We start from the raw sequence: 17,196 nt of genomic DNA, 5'->3' as shown, positions 1-17,196 counted from the left end.
TCGCCTCGGTGAGGAGTCCGCCCATGACCTTCCCTCCCGGTTCGGCCGCCCGGGACGACGACGGGCCGGGGGCCGTGGCGGCCCGGCTCACAGGGCGGACGGTCACCGGGGTGCGCACCGTGTCCGGCTCGCTCGCCGAGGCCGTGCTCGACGACGGCCGGGTGGTGGTCGTCAAGCGGACCGGCGGCGCGGAGGCCGCCCGCGCCGAGGCCGCGGGGCTGCGCTGGCTGGCCGGGGCCGGGACGGTGCGGGTCCCGGCGGTGCACGGCCACCACGAGGGGTGGCTGGTCCTCGACCGGGTGACGCGGGGCCGGCCCTCGCGGGAGGCGGCCGTCCGGTTCGGGCGGGACCTGGCGGGCCTGCACGCGGCCGGGGCACCGGCGTTCGGGGCACCGCCGCCGGGCGGTCCGGTGGAGGCGTACATCGGGGCGGCCCCGATGCGCAACATCACCGGTGACGACTGGCCCGGCTGGTACGCCGGGCACCGGGTCCTGCCGTATCTGCGCCGGGCGGTCGACGACGGCGTCGTCCGCCCGGCCGAGGCGGGCGTCGTCGAGCGGGTCTGTGAGCGGCTGCCGGAACTCTCCGGGCCGGCCGAGCCGCCCGCGCGGCTCCACGGCGACCTCTGGAACGGCAACGTGCTGTGGGGCGCCGACGGAGGTGTCCGGCTGATCGATCCGGCGGCCCACGGCGGGCACCGGGAGACCGACCTGGCGATGCTCGCCCTGTTCGGCTGCCCCCACGGGGACGCGGTGCTGGACGGCTACCGGGAGGCGGCCCCGCTCGCCGGCGGGTGGGAGACGCGCGTCGGCGTGCACCAGCTGTTCCCGCTGCTGGTGCACGCCGTGCTGTTCGGCCGCGGCTACGCCGAGCGGGCGCTCGCGGTGGCGCGGGCGGCCGCGTCCGGGTGACCGCTCAACGGGTCACCACGTGCCGTTCGTCGGGGACGCAGTGGGTCATGGTGAGCCCCTCCACGTCACGCGGCGGGTTGTCGCCGAGGTTGGCGAGCCGCTTGCGGTCCTCCTCCGAGAGGTCCTGGCCGGCGAGGGGCTCCAGGTGGGCGACGTCCTCCGGCATGATCCCGAGGCCCTCGCCGACCCTGCGGCCGAGGTCGTTCTCGACCAGCAGGAAGTGCCACACCATGCGCTCCTGCACCGCGCGGTCGCACTGGGAGATCAGGTCGACGAAGTTCTTCACCAGGTCGTCGCGCTCCCAGTCCTCCAGCAGCAGGTAGCGCTGGCCGGCCTGCGTGTAGTCGTTGGTGCGCTCGATGCGCTTGCGGGTGAGCCGGCCGCGGATCTCCGGGCCCTGATCGTCGTGCGTCGGGTACTGGGCCTCCCGCAGGCCGCCGGTGATCGACGGCTCGTAGTTCACGTGCGGGTTCTCTCCGGCGCCGTCGACGGAGTACGTCATCTGTCCGTCGCGCTGGTTGGTGCGCACGTCCGCGTGCTTGGCCCGGTTGACCGGCAGTTGGAGGTAGTTGGGGCCGACCCGGTGCCGCTGGGTGTCGCTGTAGGAGAAGGTGCGGCCGACGAGCATCTTGTCGTCGGAGAAGTCCAGGCCGTCGACGAGGACGCCGGTGCCGAAGGAGATCTGCTCGTTCTCCGCGAAGAAGTTCTCCGGCATCCGGTTCAGCACCATGCGGCCCACCGGCTTCGGCGGGAAGTCCTGTTCGGGCCAGGTCTTGGTGTCGTCCAGCGGGTCGAATTCCAGCTCCGGGTGGTCGTGGTCGTCCATCATCTGGACGAGCAGTTCCCACTCCGGGTACTCGCCCCGCTCCACCGCCTCGTAGAGGTCCTTGGTGGCGTGGCCGAGCCCCTCGGCCTGGACGTTCGCCGCGTCCTCCTCGGTCATGCTGCGGACACCCTGCTTGGGCATCCAGTGGTACTTGACCAGCTTCGTGTCGCCCTCGGCGTTGACCCACTTGTACGTGTTCACGCCGAAGCCCTGCATATGGCGGTAGTCCGCCGGGATGCCGCGGGGGCTGAACAGGTTGACCAGCATGTGCATGGACTCGGGCGTCTGCGACATGAAGTCGAAGATGCGGCGCGGCTGCTGCTCGAAGGTGACCGGGTCGGGCTTGAGGGCGTGGATGACGTCCGGGAACTTGATCGCGTCCCGGATGAAGAAGACACCCAGGTTGTTGCCGACCAGGTCCCAGTTGCCGTCCTCGGTGTAGAACTTCACGGCGAAGCCGCGGGGGTCGCGGGCGGCCTCGGAGGAGTCGCGTCCGCCGATGACGGTGGAGAAGCGGACGGCGAGGTCCGTGCGCTTGCCCTGCTCCTGGAAGAGCTTGGCGCGGGTGTAGCGGGAGACCGGCTCGTCGCCCCACTTCCCGTACGCCTCGAAGTAGCCGTAGGCGGTGACGCCGCGGGCGTGCACGACGCGTTCGGGGATCCGCTCCCGGTCGAAGTGGCTGATCTTCTCCAGGAACTGGTAGTTCTCCAGCGTTGCCGGGCCGCGGGCACCGATGGTGCGCTGGTTCTGGTTGTCGTGGACGGGGTGGCCCTGGCGGTTGGTGAGTACCTTGCGGTCGTCGCCCGGAGCGGGGCCCCGGCTCGAAACGTCCGTCATGATCGTGGGCTCCTTGCGATGCTCGTCGTCCCCCCGGTCGCGTGCGTACGTCGGTCATGCTGCCGCGCATCAGCGCGCGCGGCGACCCGGGGCGGCCGGATGTGCCGGTGTCCGGGGGGCCGGCATGCCGATGCTGCGCGCCCAGCCGCCGCTGCTCTCGCCGTGTCCGGCCAGGTCCGGGCGGCCGGATGCAGCGCGCGGTACGGTCACCGTGCCGTACGCGGTGACCGGACCCTGCGCGGCCGTGTGGTCAGCCGCCGTTCAGGCGTGCGCGCAGCAGCCCCTTGCCCAGTTCCGCGCCCTTGCGGCTGTCCGCCTGAGCCTTGCGGAACAGGTCGGCGACCTCGGTGTCCTTGGCGCGCTCCGCGTCCTGGATGTAGCTCTCCAGGCGCAGCACGTTGCTCAGGCACGCCTCGACGTACCAGATCAGGTTGTAGTCCTTGTCCTGCGTGCCGGTGACGCCGCCGGTCTCCGTCTCACTGGTCATCCGGGTCTCCTCCTCGCGGTGCTCGATCACCCGCCCGCCGGACCGTGACGCCGGAGGGGCGGGTCTCCACAGCGGCGGTCGGGTACCCGTCCGCCGCGGGGCCACACAGCGAGGAAGGGGCGGAGCGCGACCGGTCCCCCGTTCCGGTCGTGCCCCGCCCGGTTCGAAACTACGGGGAGGAGGACCGGCCTGTGTATCGCGCCGATGCCCGCTGCGGCCCCCCGGAGGGCTCATCCGTGCACAACTGAGTCCGAAAGGCCGGATTCACTCCCCCGCGAGCACCGGCTGTTCCAGGTCGCCCGCGGCCAGATGGGCCAGCACGACCTCGTAGAGATCGGTCCCGGAGGCCAGCAACTGGCGTTCGAGGACGGGTTCCGCGCTGCGCATGTGCTCGCGCACGGTCTGGGCGTGAACGCCCAGGACCTGGGCGGCCCGCTCGGCGTTACCCCCGACGGCGATCCAGGTGCGCAGGGTGCGGCGCACGGTGCGGGTGTCGCGGTCCAGCCGCCCCAGCAGCTCCCGCGCCCAGGCGCCGACGGCCTCGTCGGCCAGCAGGCCGGCGAGGCCCGGGGAGTGCGCGCCCGGGTCGGTGCCCGCCTGCCCGTCCAGGAGGTTGATCTGGGTGTGGAGCGCCAGGTGCACGACGGCACGGGCGGTGATGTCGTCGAAGTCCACGCCGAGCATGCTCTCCACGCGCTCCATGCGGGCGCGCACGGTGTTGCGGCTGACGCCGAGGATCTTGGCGGTGTTGACGGCGGTGAACTCCAGGCCCAGCCGGGTGGTGGCGAGGAGTTCGGCGCGGGTGTGGTGGGCCAGCGCGTCCAGCGGACGCAGCACCCGGGCCGCCCAGCTCCGCAGGGCGGCGGGATCCATCAGCCGTTCGGGGTGGGTGCGCTCGGCGTACACGGCCGTCTTGTCCGCGCGGAAGCGCGCCACCGCGAGGGCGCTGACGGCCTGCCCGTAGGCGGTGGCGGTGCGGGCGAGGCTCTGCCACACGCTGCCGCCGAGGAAGGTGTCGGGGTGCCGGCCGACCAGCGACCTCAGGTCGGCCGCGGTGGTCTCGCGGGGGCTGACGACGATCACATGACCGTCCATCGCCGGGCACCGCACGACCAGCGCCTCCTCCCGCGTGGTGTCCAGGCACTCCGCCACGAGCCGTTCGCGCCGGTCGGGCGCGGACTCGACGACGTAGACGCACGCGGTGTCGGCGTCCAGCAGGCCCGGCCAGAGCCCCGCGGCGACCCGGCGGGCCGCGACGGTGTCCTCGACCATCAGCAGTTGCAGGATCGCCAGCCGCAGATCGGCGGTGGCCCGCCGCAGCCGGTGCCCGGCCGCGCTGGTCCCGTGGGCGGTCAGCAGGAGTTCGATCACCTGGGCGGTGTGCGTGACGACGTCGGAGGCGTCCCGGTCGAAGGGGGCCACGCGGGAGACCGCCAGCACACAGGTCCGCGCGCCGTGGCCGATCCTCACCAGGCGCTGGTGACGCCCGTCCCCCTCCCAGGCGGCGGAGGCGATCCGGCCGGAGCCGAGGTCGGCGACGAGGGACGGAGCCAGCGGCAGCCGGGTGCCGGCGACGAGCGTGCCCGCGGCGTCCTGGAGGGAGACCTCCGCGTGCACGGTTGCGGCCAGCCAGTCGACGACCCTGCGGACGTCCCGCCCGGCCGGCCGCAGGTGCTCGAGCAGTTCGCGCGCCCACGTCGGGGGTTCCCCGGCCGCCGCCGGTGTCCGCCGGATTCCGTCCCTACGGCCTGCCACCTCGGTCTTCCCCTTCGTCTCCTCGCCCTCCCGGTCCGGTGCGGGGACGTTACCCCACCCGTGGGCGCGGTTCATCCCGGCGCGGCGTCGCTCCCGTGACCGGTGGCGGCGCGGGCCCGGTGTGCGCGGTGCTCCCGGGCGGGCGGCATAAGCTCGGTGAATGGCGAAGTACTTCGACGTTCATCCCGACAACCCCCAGCCGCGCACCATTTCCCAGGTCGCCGACAGCATCCGCGCCGACGCCCTGATCGCGTACCCCACGGACTCCTGTTACGCACTCGGCTGCCGTCTGGGCAGCCGTGGGGGCATCGACCGGATCCGCACGATCCGCAAGCTGGACGACCGGCACCACTTCACCCTGGTGTGCCGGGACTTCGCACAGCTCGGCCAGTTCGTGCGGATCGACAACGACGTGTTCCGCGCGGTCAAGGCGTCGACCCCGGGCAGCTACACGTTCATCCTGCCCGCGACGAAGGAGGTGCCCCGCATGCTCCAGCACCCCAAGAAGAAGACCGTCGGCGTGCGCATTCCCGACCATGTCGTCACCCAGGCGCTGCTGGCGGAGCTCGGTGAGCCCCTGCTGTCCAGCACGCTGCTGCTCCCCGGTGAGGACGAGCCCCTCACGCAGGGCTGGGAGATCAAGGACCGGCTGGACCACCAGGTGGACGCGGTGCTCGACTCCGGCGACTGCGGCACCGAGCCGACCACGGTGATCGACTTCTCCGGCGGGGAGGCGGAGATCGTACGGCGGGGCGCGGGGGACGTCTCGCGGTTCGAGTGAGAGGCGATGCGTGACGCCGGGGCGTGTCCGCGGTGGCTCGCCGGGTGCCCGGCGGCGGCGGACGGCCCGGTGGCGGTGACCGGCTGCCGCGTGGGCGCGGCCCTCGCCCCGCGCACGGCCGGCGCCCACCCCGGCCGGGTTCCACGGGGCCGGCCGGCGACGGGCAGCCCGCACCGGGGGGCCGCCGGATCACGGCCGAGGTGTACTTCGGCCGCGCCGGCCGGGACCGCTCACTGCCCCGGAGCGGATCGGGCGCCTGGAGCGGGCGCTGACGGACGCCGGTGCCCGGCACCGGTGCGAGTCGTACACCGGGGCCGGGCACTGACACCCGGTCCGACACGGCGGCGTACGACCAGGAGGCGGGACGGGCGTCACCGGGCGGCGTGTGCGGGCCTGTTGGGGCGCGACCGCCGAGGCCTGCCGCCAACTCCGTCGGACGGTACGGAGGTTCACCGGGCCCGCCGGGGGCCACCCGGCCTCCGGCGGCCCGCCGCACCGTTGTTACGGTGCACCGGTGTCCGACTCTTCACGCGATACCGCCGAGGGTGCCGGCTGGGGCTCCGCAGAACGCGGTGCGTACCGGCGGCTGATGCCGAACGGGGCCGAGAAGATCTCCTGGCTCGACCCGAGAATGCTGTGGGCGGCCCGCAACGGCGTGCTGGCCTCGTGGTTCGGGGACCCGACGGGGGGTGTCCGCGCCCGCTGGGTGGCCCAGCGGGAGGCGGCCGGAGCGCCCGCCGACAAGGTCATCCGGCGCGACGACCCGGACCGCTTCTCGTTCCTGGTCCTCGGCGACACCGGGGAGGGCGGCGAGCCGCAGTACGCGGTCGTGCCGGGCCTGCTGAAAGAGGGCCGGGACACGGCCTTCGCCGTGCTCGCCAGCGATGTGATCTACCCGGTGGGCAGCGCCGACGACTACGGCGCCAAGTTCTTCCGCCCGTACCGGGACTACCCGGCGCCGATCTACGCGATACCGGGGAACCACGACTGGTACGAGGACCTGGCCGGCTTCATGCGCGTCTTCTGCGACGACGCCCCGCCGCTGCCCGAGGAACCCGCGCCGCGCCCCCTCACCCGGGCCTGGCTGCGCTCCCTGCTGTGGCACCGGCCCCGGGCCGGGGACGGCGGGCGCCTCGCCCAGGCGCGCGCACTGCGGTCCGGGCCCGCGCAGCGGGCCGTGCAGCCGGGACCGTACTGGGCCATCGACGCCGGGCCGGTGCGGATCGTCGGCATCGACACCGGGCTGCTGGGCACGGTCGACGCCGAGCAGGGCGCGTGGCTGCGGGAGGTCTCCCGGGGCCCGCGCCCGAAGATACTCGTCACGGGCTCGCCCCTGTACGTGGACGGCGAGCACCACCCGTGTCCCGTCGAGGGCGGCGGCACCGTCGACGACATCGTGCGCGACCCCGGCCACCACTACGTGGCCGCGATAGGCGGCGACATCCACAACTACCAGCGCTATCCCGTGCGGCTGGAGGACGGCCGCACCCTGCAGTACGTGGTGGCGGGCGGCGGAGGCGCGTTCACGCACGCCACGCACACCATCCCCCGGGTCGATGTCGCCGGTGTCACCGAGCGGGACTTCCGCTGCTATCCGCTGCGCGGCGACTCCCTCGCCTTCTACAGCGGGCTCTACGGGCGCCGGCTGCGGCTGCGCCGCTTCTTCACCCTCACCGACGCCGAGGCGATGACGGTGATCGCCGAACGCCTCGGCATCGGGCCCACCCGGGTCCCGGGCGCACCGCCCCGGATCACCCGCCGGATGCGGCTGGTCGCCGGGCTGCTCGGCACCGGCCGCCGGCCCGACCGGGCCAAGCGGTTCCGGCTGCCGGTGCGCAAGGTCTACACGTCGCTGTTCTCGCCGGGCTCGGCCACCTACAGCCCGCCGTTCTTCAAGTGCTTCCTGCGGCTGGACGTGAGCCCGGAGGCGATCCGGCTGCGCTGTCACGCGGCCACCGGCCACCGCGCTCAGGAGGTCGACCCGCCGGTCGAGGACGAGGTGACCATCCCGCTGAAGTGACCCCGCGCCGGCTACCAGCGGCCCGGCGCGGTGCCGGTGAGCGGCGTCGAGGGCCGGCCGTCCACGCCGACGGGGACGTCCCCGGCGAGCATGACGCGGTGCATGATCCGCGGGTGGTCGACATGGGCCGTGTCGCCCGGGGCCAGATGGATGGTGGCCCGGTTGTCCCAGAACGCCACGCTGCCCGGCTCCCAGCGGAAGCGCACGGTCCACTCGGGCCGGGTGGCCTGCTCCAGCAGCATCTCGAGTACGGCCGCGCTCTCGGGGCGGGACAGACCGCTGATCTGCTCGACGTAGTAGCCGTTGACGAACAGCACCCGCTCCCCGGTCTCCGGGTGGACGCGCACCAGCGGATGCTCGGAGGCCGTCTGGTGCTCCAGCAGGTGGCGCAGATAGGCGTCGTCGCCGGGACGGGGCTGGTAGCCGACCCCCAGCCGGTGCTCGGCGCGCAGCCGGTCGGCGAACTCGCGTACCGGGGCGGACAGTCCGGCGTACGCCGCGGCCAGGTTGGACCAGGTGGTGTCCCCGCCGTGGGGCGGGACGGTCTCGGCGCGCAGGATCGTCGCGGCCGGCGGGTCGACGCGGGCGCCGTGGTCGCAGTGCCAGCCGCGCAGCAGGGTGTGGCGGCGGCGCCGCAGCCACTCGTCGTGCTCCATGCCGAAGCGTCCGCCCAGTTCGAGCCGGTCGGCGGTCGTCTCGACCTCGGGGAAGTCCGGCGGCGAGGCCTTGCCGCGCCGGGGCAGGACGACCGGTTCGCCGAACCGGCGGGCCAGCGCCACATGGGCGGCGTGGTCGAGGTGCTGCCCGCGGAAGAACACCACCTTCCAGCGCAGCACCGCCGCCCGGATCCCCGCGATCACGGCGTCGTCGAGGTCACCGGCGAGGTCGACACCGGTGATGTCCGCCCCGATGTGCCCGGCGACGGGACGGATGTCCATCGCCCCGGCACGCTCCCCGTCCGCCGCGCCGCCGCTGTCCTTCCTCATGCGTCCCCTTCCGTCGGTCGTCCCACCGGTCCCGTGCGGACCGGCTCCCGGGAGGATCGTGGCAGCCGAGCGCGGGCCGGGCGACAGGGCCTCGCCCGGCGGGGACCCCGGCGTCCGGTTGAGCACCGCCCCCACCGTCCCCGAGGCTGGGGGGGACGACACTCCCGACGGAAGGCCGCCCCGTGACCAGCGTTCCGAGCCGCACCCTCAACGACGGCACCACCATCCCCGCCCTGGGCCTGGGCACCTGGCCGATGGACGACGCCGAGGCGGAGCGGGCGGTCGGCACGGCCCTCGGGACGGGATATCGCCTTGTCGACACGGCGGCCAACTACCGCAACGAGACCGGTGTCGGCCGCGCCGTGGCCGCGACCGGCGTCCCCCGCGAGGAGATCGTCGTGACGACGAAGCTCCCGGGCCGCCACCACGGTTACGAGGAGACCCTCGCCTCCTTCGAGGAGTCCCGGGCGCGGCTCGGTCTGGAGTACGTCGACCTCTATCTGATCCACTGGCCGCTCCCCCGGGTCGACAGGTACGTCGACTCGTGGAGGGCCATGATCAAGCTGCGTGAGGACGGTCTGGTCCGGTCGATCGGCGTCTCCAACTTCACCCCCGCCCACATCGAGCGGCTGGAGAAGGAGACGGGGGTGCTGCCCTCGGTCAACCAGATCGAGCTGCACCCCTTCTTCCCGCAGGAGGAGCTGCGCGCGTACCACGCGGACAAGGGCGTGGTCACCGAGAGCTGGAGCCCGCTCGGCCGGGGATCGACCCTGCTGGACGACCTGGCCGTCGCCGCCGTCGCGGAGGCGCACGGGGTCACCCCGGCCCAGGCGGTGCTGCGCTGGCACCTCCAGCTGGGCGCGCTCCCCGTTCCCAAGTCGTCCGACCCCGCACGGCAGCGCGCCAACCTCGACGTGTTCGGCTTCGAGCTGGACACGGCGCAGATGCGGACCGTCACCGACCGCGCCCACCGGCGGATCGGCGGGGATCCGGAGGTGCACGAGGAGTTCTGAACGGACGACGGCACGGAGGCGTGGCTGCTCGTCCGGGCCGCGAGCGGGTGCCGGGGGACGCGGCGCCCCCGATCCGCGGAGGGCGAGGAGGCTTGGCCCGCGGGGGCGGATCAGTGTTCCGGCAGGGCCTGTTCCGCCCAGATCGTCTTGCCGTGGCCGGTCTGTCTGCTGCCCCAGCGCTGGGTGAGCTGGGCCACCAGCAGCAGTCCGCGGCCGCCCTCGTCGTAGGCGTGGGCGCGCCGCAGGTGCGGTGAGGTGGAGCTGGCGTCGGAGACCTCGCAGATGAGGGCGCGGTCGCGGATCAGCCGCAGCCGGACGGGCGGCACGCCGTACCGGAGGGCGTTGGTGACCAGTTCGCTGACGACGAGTTCGGTCACGAAGGCGATCTCGTCCAGTCCCCACGCGCTCAGCATGTCCGCGGCCCACCGGCGGGCGGCGGCCACCTCCTCCGGGTGGGGCCGCACGTCCCTGGTGGCGACCCGGTCGTCGCCGAGGGCGCGGGTGCGGGCCAGCAGCAGGGCCACGTCGTCACCGGGTTCCTCGGGCAGCACGTCCTTCAGCACGCCGTCGCACAGCTCGCCCAGGGAGTCGGCGGGCACCGCCAGGGCGCGGCACAGTTCCCCGGTGACGTGGTCGATGTCGCGGTGGCGGTCCTCGACGAGGCCGTCGGTGTAGAGGGCGACGACACAGCCCTCGGGCAGTTGGAGCTCCGTCGCCTCGAACGGCAGCCCTCCGACACCGAGCGGCGGGCCCGCGCTCATGGGGACGAGCCGGCACGTCCCGTCGGGCCGCAGGACGGCCGGCGCGGGATGTCCGGCGGCGGCCGCCGTCAGGATGCGGGAGACGGGGTCGTAGACGGCGTACAGGCAGGTGGCGCCGAGTTCGCCGACGTCCTCGCGGTCGTCGGCGGCCAGATGGGTGACCAGGTCGTCCAGGTGTGTGAGGAGCTCGTCGGGCGGCAGGTCCACGTCGGCGAGGGTGCGCACGGCGGTGCACAGCCGGCCCATGGTGGCCGTGGAGGGGATGCCGTGGCCGACGACGTCGCCCACGACGAGGGCGACCCGGCTGCCGGCCAGCGGGATCACGTCGAACCAGTCGCCGCCGATGCCGGCCGCCGAGGGCAGATAGCGGTGGGCGACCTCGACGGCCGCCTGACCGGGCAGGCCTCTCGGCAGCAGGCTCCGCTGGAGCGTCAGGGCGGTGGCGCGTTCGCGGGCGAAACGGCGGGCGTTGTCGACACAGACGGCGGCGCGGCTGGCGAGCTCCTCGGCGAGTACGGCGTCGTCGGCCACGTACCCGTCGGGGCGGACGTTACGGACGGCGACCGCGACGCCGAGCGTGGTGCCGCGGGCGAGCAGCGGCACGGCCAGCTGGGCGTGGATGCCCGCGAAACGCGCGGGGACGGCGGCGCGTACCCCGCGCTCCCCCATCCACCGGTCGAACTCCGGCTCGCCGGCGCGGGCGAGCACCGCCCTGCCCTCCCGCAGCGCCCGTGCGGGCGGGGAGAAGGGCGGGTAGACGTCGGTCCGGCCCAGGGGCACGACCGCCTCGGGGGTGCCCTCGGCGGCGGAGCGGTGCGCCACCCGGCGCAGGACGACCGAGCTGTCGGGCCGGGGCGGGGGCTCGGCGGCGCCGAGGACCCAGTCCAGCAGGTCGACGGTGGCGAAGTCGGCGAATTCCGGCACCAGGAGTTCCAGCAGTTCCTCGGCGGTGCGCACGACGTCGAGGGTGGTGCCGATGGAGGCGGCGGCCTCGTTCAGCACGGCCAGCCGGCGCCGGGCCCGGTGGTGCTCGGTGCTGTCCAGGCCCGCCAGCGCGGTGCCGACCACCTCGCCGGTGACGTCGCGGACCGGCCACATCTCGACGTTCCAGGCGTGGTTCCGGGAGTCGGAGGGGGCCCGGCCGAAGCTCTCGTGGTGCAGGGGTTCGCCGGTCTCGGCGACACGGCGCAGATGCCGGTCCACACCGATGGTGCGGTCGGTGCGGCCGACGGTGTCGAGGAACGTCCGCCCGATCAGGCTCTCCTCGTTCCTGCCCATCGCCTCGCAGGCGGCGGCGTTGAGCCGTACGAAGCGCTGCTCGGTGTCGACGACGGAGATGGCCAGGGACGCCTGCTGGAAGGCCTGGCTCGCCAGGGACCGCTCGGCCGGTCCGCCGGGGCCCACGGTGATCACGTATCCGCCCGGCGCGTCTCCCGCGCCGGTGACGGGGCAGACCGTGAGCCGGAGCGCCACGGCGTGGCCGTCGCGGTGCCGCATCACGACCACGCCCGAGGGCACGGGCACGCCGCCTGGCGCGTCCCGGGCGAGCAGGTCGCGTACGGCGCGCCCCACGGCCTCGTCGGCGGGGAACCCGGTCAGCCTCCGGGCTTCCTCGCTCCACCCCGTCACGATGCCGCGGGCATCGACGACCACCGCGGCGGAGGCCTCCTCCATTGGTCCAGCATCGGCCCATCGCCATCCGCTCTCAACCGCGGCCGGGTGCCCGCGGGTCTCAGGCGCGGTGGTCGTGCAGTGCGGCGAGTGCCCGGTCGGCGTGCGTGTTCATCCGCGGTTCGCTGCGCACGACCTCCAGGACGGTCCCCTCCCGCGCGATGACGAGGGTGGCCCGCTCGGTGGGCGCCGGGGCGATGCCCCGCTTCACCCCGAACCGCTCGCGGACGGTGCCGCCGGGTCCGACAGCAGCGGGATGCCGAGGGTGTGCCGTCCGGCGTGCAAACCGGTCCTCCGCGACGCGCGCGCAGACGAGCGTGCCCCACGCGGCTGCACCGGGTCCAGCGGCAGCCACCAGCGCCGCGCACACTGTCGTGTGCTTGGCCCGGTCCGCGCACCGACACCACTCGCGACCCCGCCGGAGGAAAGGCACAGGTACCCCTGGAGCGGCGCTCCGAGTGGTGACGAAGCGATGCCGGTCCGGCGGGCGCGCCGGGGCGCGGCGGACCCGTGAGCGTGGCGGGCGTGAACGTGCCACGAGCAGTCGCGGGCCGCGCTTCGAGCGGTGGGGACCACCGCGTATCAGGCGGTGGGGCGCGCCGGAGCCTCAGGCGGCGGGGTGGTGAGGTCACGGGGTCCGGGGCGGGCGGACGCCGGTGCCTTCGCGTTGATGACGGCGAGGGTCACGAGCAGTGCCGCCCCGAAGACCGCGGCGGCGGCGGTGAACGCGGTGGTGTAACCGTGGGTGAGCGCTTCCCTGGCGTCGGCCAGCGAAGCCGGGTCGCCCGTCGCCAGGGCATCGAAGTACGCACGGTCCGCGAACGGCAGCCGGTCGTCGGACGCGGCCGCCGCGAGCGTCGCCAGCGTCGCGAGACCGAGCGCGCCCCCGCTCTGCTGCGCCGTGTTGAGGAGCCCTGACGCGCTGCCGGCGTCGTCGGGTGCCACACCGCGCACGGCGCCCAGGGTCAGCGGGACGAAGGCGGAACCGAGGCCGAGGGCCGTCAGGAACATCGCGGGCATCAGCGTCGTCGTGTACACCGATTGCGGGGTCAGGGTGCTCATCCAGAGCATGCCGGCCGCTGCGACGGCGAGCCCGGGCGCGACGAGTGCCCTGGGCGCGAGCCGGGTCACGAGCCTCGACCCGGCTGCGGCCATGATGCCGATGCCGGCACTGAAGGGAAGGTAGGCGAGACCGGTGCGCACCGCGCCGTAACCGAGGACGTGCTGCATGTAGAGCGTGAGGAAGTAGAAGGTGGAGAACATGCCGACACCGACCAGGAGGAGCACGGTGTAGGTGCCCGCCCGGTTGCGCTCCCGCAGCACGCGCAGCGGGAGCATGGGGTGTGCGCCGCGGGCCTGTCGCAGCACGAACGCCGTGAGGAGGACGGCCGCGACCGCCAGGCACATCCCGGTGGCCGGATCGGTCCAGCCCTCCTGTCCGCCCCTGGTGATCGCGTAGGTGAGCGTGAGCAGGCCCGCCGTCCCCGCGGCGGCCCCCGGGAGGTCCAGCCGGCCGTCGGCGCGGTCGGCCTCGCTGAGGACGACGGTTCCGGCCAGCACGCAGAGCCCGACCGGGACGTTCACGAACAGCACCCAGCGCCAGTCGAGATACTCGGTGAGCAGGCCTCCGACGACGAGTCCGAGCGTCGATCCGACGCCGGCCATGGCCGCGTAGGTGCCCATGGCCCGGTTGCGTTCCCGGCCTTCCGGGAAGTTCGTGGTGATGAGGGAGAGCGCGGTGGGGGCCGCGATGGCCGCTCCGACGCCCTGGAGAACACGGGAGATGATCAGCAGGTCCGGGCCGGGCGCGGCGCCGCCGAGGACCGAGGCGAGCACGAAGACGACGATTCCGGCGCGGAACATCCTGCGCCGGCCGAAGAGGTCGCCGGCTCTGCCTCCGAGCAGCATGAGGCCGCCGAAGGCGACCGCGTAGGCGTTGACGATCCAGGCGAGGTCGCCCGCGGGCACGTCCAGTCCGGCCTGGATGCTGGGGAGCGCGATGTTCACGAGCGTCGCGTCCAGCACCACCATCAACTCGGCCGCGGCGATGACCAGCAGGGCTGCCACCGGATGGCGGGTTCTGCGCGGCGCATCCGTCGTGGTCTGTTCCGCGGCGTGCATGGGACCTCCGTGCGTGTGGATATCCTGCTCCGACTGCCAGTTGTTCCGGAATCCGTCGGCATCGACGTGGGGAGAGAACGTGCTTGTTCGTGTGGTCAGAGGAACGGCGATCGTCGTCACGGGACTCATGGCGGGAGCCTTCTGTTACGGCGCGATCAATCTGGCGCCGACGTTCTGGGAGGTTCCTCTGCAGATGCGTCTGACATTTCACGCCGAACTCATGAAGATGAACTCTCCCGTCATGCAGACGGCGATGCTGCTGTCCGCGGTGAGTTCGCTCGCGCTGGCGTTTCTCAGCCGTGGCCGCCGGCGCCTGCTGGCCGCCTGCGCGGGCGCCCTGGCGGTGGCGACCTTCCTGATCACCCGCTTCGGGAACGTACCGATCAACGGCCGCATCAAGGAGTGGGCGGTCACCTCGCCTCCGGCCGACGTGGTCGACCAGCTGCAGCGATGGGACTTCTTCAACCGCATGCGCACGACCACGGCGGTGGTGGCGCTCGTCCTGTTGGTGATCACCGCCCTGATGGCGTCCCGCGAAGGTGACGATCCGGCGGAAGGGAGTGGTGCGGCGGCGGACGGTGAACGAGAGGAAAGCGCGGTCCGTTAAAGATCCACCTCTCGGCTCACCGCTTTTTTCGGCCATTCATTCGGCTTGATCTCTTCGATTCGATGATGCTCGACAGCTGGCTCGCCAGCGCCTTTTCCGTTTCCGTCAATGGGCGTTCGGGGCACACCCGTTCGGGATGTCCCGGGAGTGGTGCATCGAGTCGGCAGGCCGGTATGTACACGTAGATCTCCCCATAGGCGACCAGGGCCTTCATACATGCCCGGAGCATCTTCCTCATGGCGTCTCTCACCCGGCCATCGTGACCGCTGCCGCGAAAGCCGCGATAAAGCGCCGGTATGGGGCACGGCACCGTGCCGCGCCCGTGTCCCGTACGCCGCGGGGCGCCGGGTGCCACGGGCGGGGCTGCCTCACTCGACCACGAAGTCGGCCATCATGGCCATGTCCTCGTGTTCGAGGTTGTGGCAGTGGAGCATGTACGTCCCGCCGTAGTCGGTGAAACGCACCGCGACCTCCACCGACTCGGTCGGCGGCAGGTCCACGGTGTCCTTCCAGCCGGCGTCGTACGGCCCGGGAGCGCCGTTGTTCCTGGAGAGCACCTGGAAATGGTCGAGGTGGACGTGCACGGGGTGGTGCAGCGAGGTGGTGAAGCGCCAGATCTCCGTCTGCCCGAGCCTCGGCCGCGCCAGCGCCCTGCCCGGCAGGTATCCGTGATCGTTGATGGTCCAGCCGTCCCCGCCCTGCCGGAAGCGGAACTCCCGTGTGACCACCGCCTTCGCGGGGTCGAGGCGTTCGACGCGGGAGAGTGTCCCGGGGACCGCCGAGTCGTCGCGCACGGTGCCGCCCGCGATCTCGAACGCCATGACCTCGTGCGCTCCGCCCTCGGCGAGTGTGTTCACCATGCGCACCAGGGTGCCGGGCTTCCAGCGCGCGAAGTCGACGACCACGTCGAACCGTTCCCCGGTGCCGATGTGCAGTTCGTCGTGGCGCACCGGTCGTGCCAGCAGGCCGCCGTCGCCGCCGATCTGGACGAACGCGTCGCCACCGGACGGCTGCGGCTCCAGACGGAGCCGGTAGGGGCGGGCGTTGGACGCGTTGAGCAGCCGCAGCCGGTGCCGGGCGCGCGGGGTACGGTGGACGGGCCAGGGCGCACCGTTGACCAGGACGACGTCGCCGAGCACACCGTCCATGTACGCGTGGTCGACTCCCGGCGTCAGCAACCGGGGGTCGGCGAGCGGATAGCGGAACGAACCGTCCTCCTCGAACGCCCGGTCCGTGATCATCAGCGGCAGTTCGCGCTCGCCCTTCGGCAGGGGCAGCGCCTCCTCCTCGTCGTCGCGCACGAGGTGGAAGCCCGCCAGCCCGCGCCACACGCCGTGGCCGGTCCAGCTCATGCGGTGGTCGTGGTACCAGAGGGTCGCGGCCCGCTGCCGCATCGGGTAGGTGTGCAGGCGCTCCCCGTGGACCATGCCGCTGACGCCCGGCGCCCCGCCGTGGTGTCCGCCCGCGTGGCCCGGCATGCCCTCCGTCATGGCGGCCAGGGCCCGTTCCCCGGTGATGCTGCCGTCCGCGGGCAGGACGACGTCGAGGGGGTATCCGTCGCTGTCGGCCGGCGTGTGACCGCCGTGCAGATGGACGACGGTCGGCTGGGGAAGGGTGTTGCGGTGCCGGACCTGGGTGCGGTGTCCGGAGCGGGAGACGAGGGTGGGGCCGGGGAACGTTCCGCCGTAGGTCCACGCCTCGGTGCGCAGTCCTGGCAGGATGTCCAGCTGCGCCTTCTGCTGGGTGATCTCGTAGACGTCGGTCGCACCCCGGCCGACCGGCGCGAGGGTCCGGGGAATCGGCAGCGGTGTCTCGTAAGGACGCGGCAGGCGAGCGCGCGACGTCAGCAGCCTGCCGGGACTCTCACCGTTCGCGCGGCGCACCGCGCTGCCGATCAGGGGCGCGGTCAGGCCGGCCAGGGCGGCGGCCCCCAGCGCGGCGCCTCCGACGAACCGGCGCCGCCTCACGATGCCTCACCCCGCGCGCGGGCGGGCACGTCCGCGGTCCAGGCGCGCATCACCATCACCACGACCGCCGCGAAGATGATCACGCCCAGTGTCACGTGGACGGCGACGACGCGCTCCATGCCCAGAACCATCTGCGCGATCATGGCGAGGAGCAGTACGGCGTTGACGATCACCGCCCTGACGGGGCCGCCCTGCCACCGCAGCCAGGTGCCCGAGAGGAGGGTCAGCAGGGCGAGGGCGACGAGCACCCGGGCATTGATCGTGTGCATGTTCATCGATTCCCAGTCGCCGTCGACGTACCCGGCGCCGAGTCCGACCTGCACGAGGGACATCACGAACAGGAGCGTGGCGAGCGCACGGTAGACCACCATGGATCTGGGTGTGCGCCGTCCGGACTCCTGGGGCAAATCATTCATTTCTCCGCCTCCTGGGCGGGGCTCCGGCCCGGACTCG

The 17,196-nt window shown here is 73.1% G+C and carries 14 protein-coding genes and 1 pseudogene; 5 read left to right on the top strand and 10 right to left on the bottom strand.

Going from position 1 to position 17,196, the window contains the following annotated elements:
* The first annotated feature begins 23 nt into the window (after nt 1-23).
* On the top strand, nt 24-911 hold the full coding sequence (locus F1615_RS33485; protein WP_149552804.1) for a fructosamine kinase family protein: 888 nt from the start codon (nt 24-26) through the stop codon (nt 909-911).
* Nucleotides 912-915: 4 nt separating this feature from the next.
* On the opposite strand, the gene F1615_RS33480 is transcribed toward F1615_RS33485, so the two are convergent.
* The 3 genes from F1615_RS33480 to F1615_RS33470 form a co-directional block, all read right to left on the bottom strand.
* Nucleotides 916-2,574: a catalase gene (locus F1615_RS33480; RefSeq protein ID WP_149552803.1), complete on the bottom strand. Its 1,659-nt coding sequence runs from the start codon at nt 2,572-2,574 to the stop codon at nt 916-918.
* Nucleotides 2,575-2,824: 250 nt separating this feature from the next.
* Nucleotides 2,825-3,061 carry a hypothetical protein gene (locus F1615_RS33475; protein WP_149552802.1) on the bottom strand — a complete coding sequence of 79 codons (237 nt, stop codon included), beginning with the start codon at nt 3,059-3,061 and terminating at the stop codon, nt 2,825-2,827.
* Between the two features lie 264 nt (nt 3,062-3,325).
* Nucleotides 3,326-4,816 carry a helix-turn-helix domain-containing protein gene (locus tag F1615_RS33470; protein WP_244328938.1) on the bottom strand — a complete coding sequence of 497 codons (1,491 nt, stop codon included), beginning with the start codon at nt 4,814-4,816 and terminating at the stop codon, nt 3,326-3,328.
* 160 nt (nt 4,817-4,976) lie between these two features.
* Between F1615_RS33470 and F1615_RS33465 the strand changes: the two genes are divergently transcribed.
* On the top strand, nt 4,977-5,597 hold the full coding sequence (locus tag F1615_RS33465) for an L-threonylcarbamoyladenylate synthase (RefSeq protein WP_037939193.1): 621 nt from the start codon (nt 4,977-4,979) through the stop codon (nt 5,595-5,597).
* Between the two features lie 514 nt (nt 5,598-6,111).
* Complete coding sequence (locus F1615_RS33455; RefSeq protein WP_149552800.1) at nt 6,112-7,617, top strand: metallophosphoesterase family protein; 1,506 nt, start codon at nt 6,112-6,114, stop codon at nt 7,615-7,617.
* An 11-nt stretch (nt 7,618-7,628) separates the two neighbouring features.
* On the opposite strand, the gene F1615_RS33450 is transcribed toward F1615_RS33455, so the two are convergent.
* The gene (locus tag F1615_RS33450) at nt 7,629-8,603 is read right to left on the bottom strand and encodes a TauD/TfdA dioxygenase family protein (protein WP_149552799.1); all 975 of its coding nucleotides are present in this window, start codon (nt 8,601-8,603) and stop codon (nt 7,629-7,631) included.
* Between the two features lie 182 nt (nt 8,604-8,785).
* Between F1615_RS33450 and F1615_RS33440 the strand changes: the two genes are divergently transcribed.
* Nucleotides 8,786-9,616, top strand: coding sequence for an aldo/keto reductase (locus tag F1615_RS33440; RefSeq protein ID WP_149552797.1), 831 nt, complete (start codon nt 8,786-8,788; stop codon nt 9,614-9,616).
* Nucleotides 9,617-9,726: 110 nt separating this feature from the next.
* Here the strand turns inward: F1615_RS33440 and F1615_RS33435 are convergent, their stop codons facing one another.
* The 3 genes and pseudogenes from F1615_RS33435 to F1615_RS33425 all read right to left on the bottom strand — a co-directional run bounded on the left by F1615_RS33435 (nt 9,727) and on the right by F1615_RS33425 (nt 14,169).
* The gene (locus F1615_RS33435; protein ID WP_149552796.1) at nt 9,727-12,051 is read right to left on the bottom strand and encodes a SpoIIE family protein phosphatase; all 2,325 of its coding nucleotides are present in this window, start codon (nt 12,049-12,051) and stop codon (nt 9,727-9,729) included.
* 58 nt (nt 12,052-12,109) lie between these two features.
* Nucleotides 12,110-12,327 (bottom strand): annotated as a pseudogene (locus tag F1615_RS33430) (peroxiredoxin); the annotation flags it as partial.
* Between the two features lie 303 nt (nt 12,328-12,630).
* Entirely contained in the window at nt 12,631-14,169 is a 1,539-nt protein-coding gene (locus F1615_RS33425) for an MFS transporter (protein ID WP_149552795.1), read from the bottom strand.
* Between the two features lie 79 nt (nt 14,170-14,248).
* On the opposite strand from F1615_RS33425, the gene F1615_RS33420 reads away from it, so the two are divergent.
* Nucleotides 14,249-14,776 (top strand): DUF1772 domain-containing protein, encoded by a 528-nt coding sequence (locus tag F1615_RS33420; RefSeq protein WP_149552794.1) that lies wholly within the window; start codon nt 14,249-14,251, stop codon nt 14,774-14,776.
* Between the two features lie 16 nt (nt 14,777-14,792).
* Here the strand turns inward: F1615_RS33420 and F1615_RS37245 are convergent, their stop codons facing one another.
* From F1615_RS37245 to F1615_RS33410, 3 genes are all read right to left on the bottom strand, one after another.
* Nucleotides 14,793-14,990 (bottom strand): DUF6059 family protein, encoded by a 198-nt coding sequence (locus F1615_RS37245; RefSeq protein WP_425385675.1) that lies wholly within the window; start codon nt 14,988-14,990, stop codon nt 14,793-14,795.
* Between the two features lie 154 nt (nt 14,991-15,144).
* Complete coding sequence (locus tag F1615_RS33415) at nt 15,145-16,743, bottom strand: multicopper oxidase family protein (RefSeq protein ID WP_149552793.1); 1,599 nt, start codon at nt 16,741-16,743, stop codon at nt 15,145-15,147.
* Entirely contained in the window at nt 16,740-17,114 is a 375-nt protein-coding gene (locus tag F1615_RS33410; RefSeq protein ID WP_167533934.1) for a hypothetical protein, read from the bottom strand. The genes F1615_RS33415 and F1615_RS33410 overlap by 4 nt, the downstream gene beginning before the upstream one ends.
* Nucleotides 17,115-17,196: the final 82 nt, after the last annotated feature.

Origin of the sequence: Streptomyces marokkonensis, from assembly GCF_008312835.1 — a bacterium.
In the GTDB taxonomy this organism is placed as follows: Bacteria; Actinomycetota; Actinomycetes; order Streptomycetales; family Streptomycetaceae; genus Streptomyces; species Streptomyces marokkonensis_A.
Note: the sequence above shows the minus strand (reverse complement) of the source record. Positions and strands in the feature narration are given on the sequence as shown.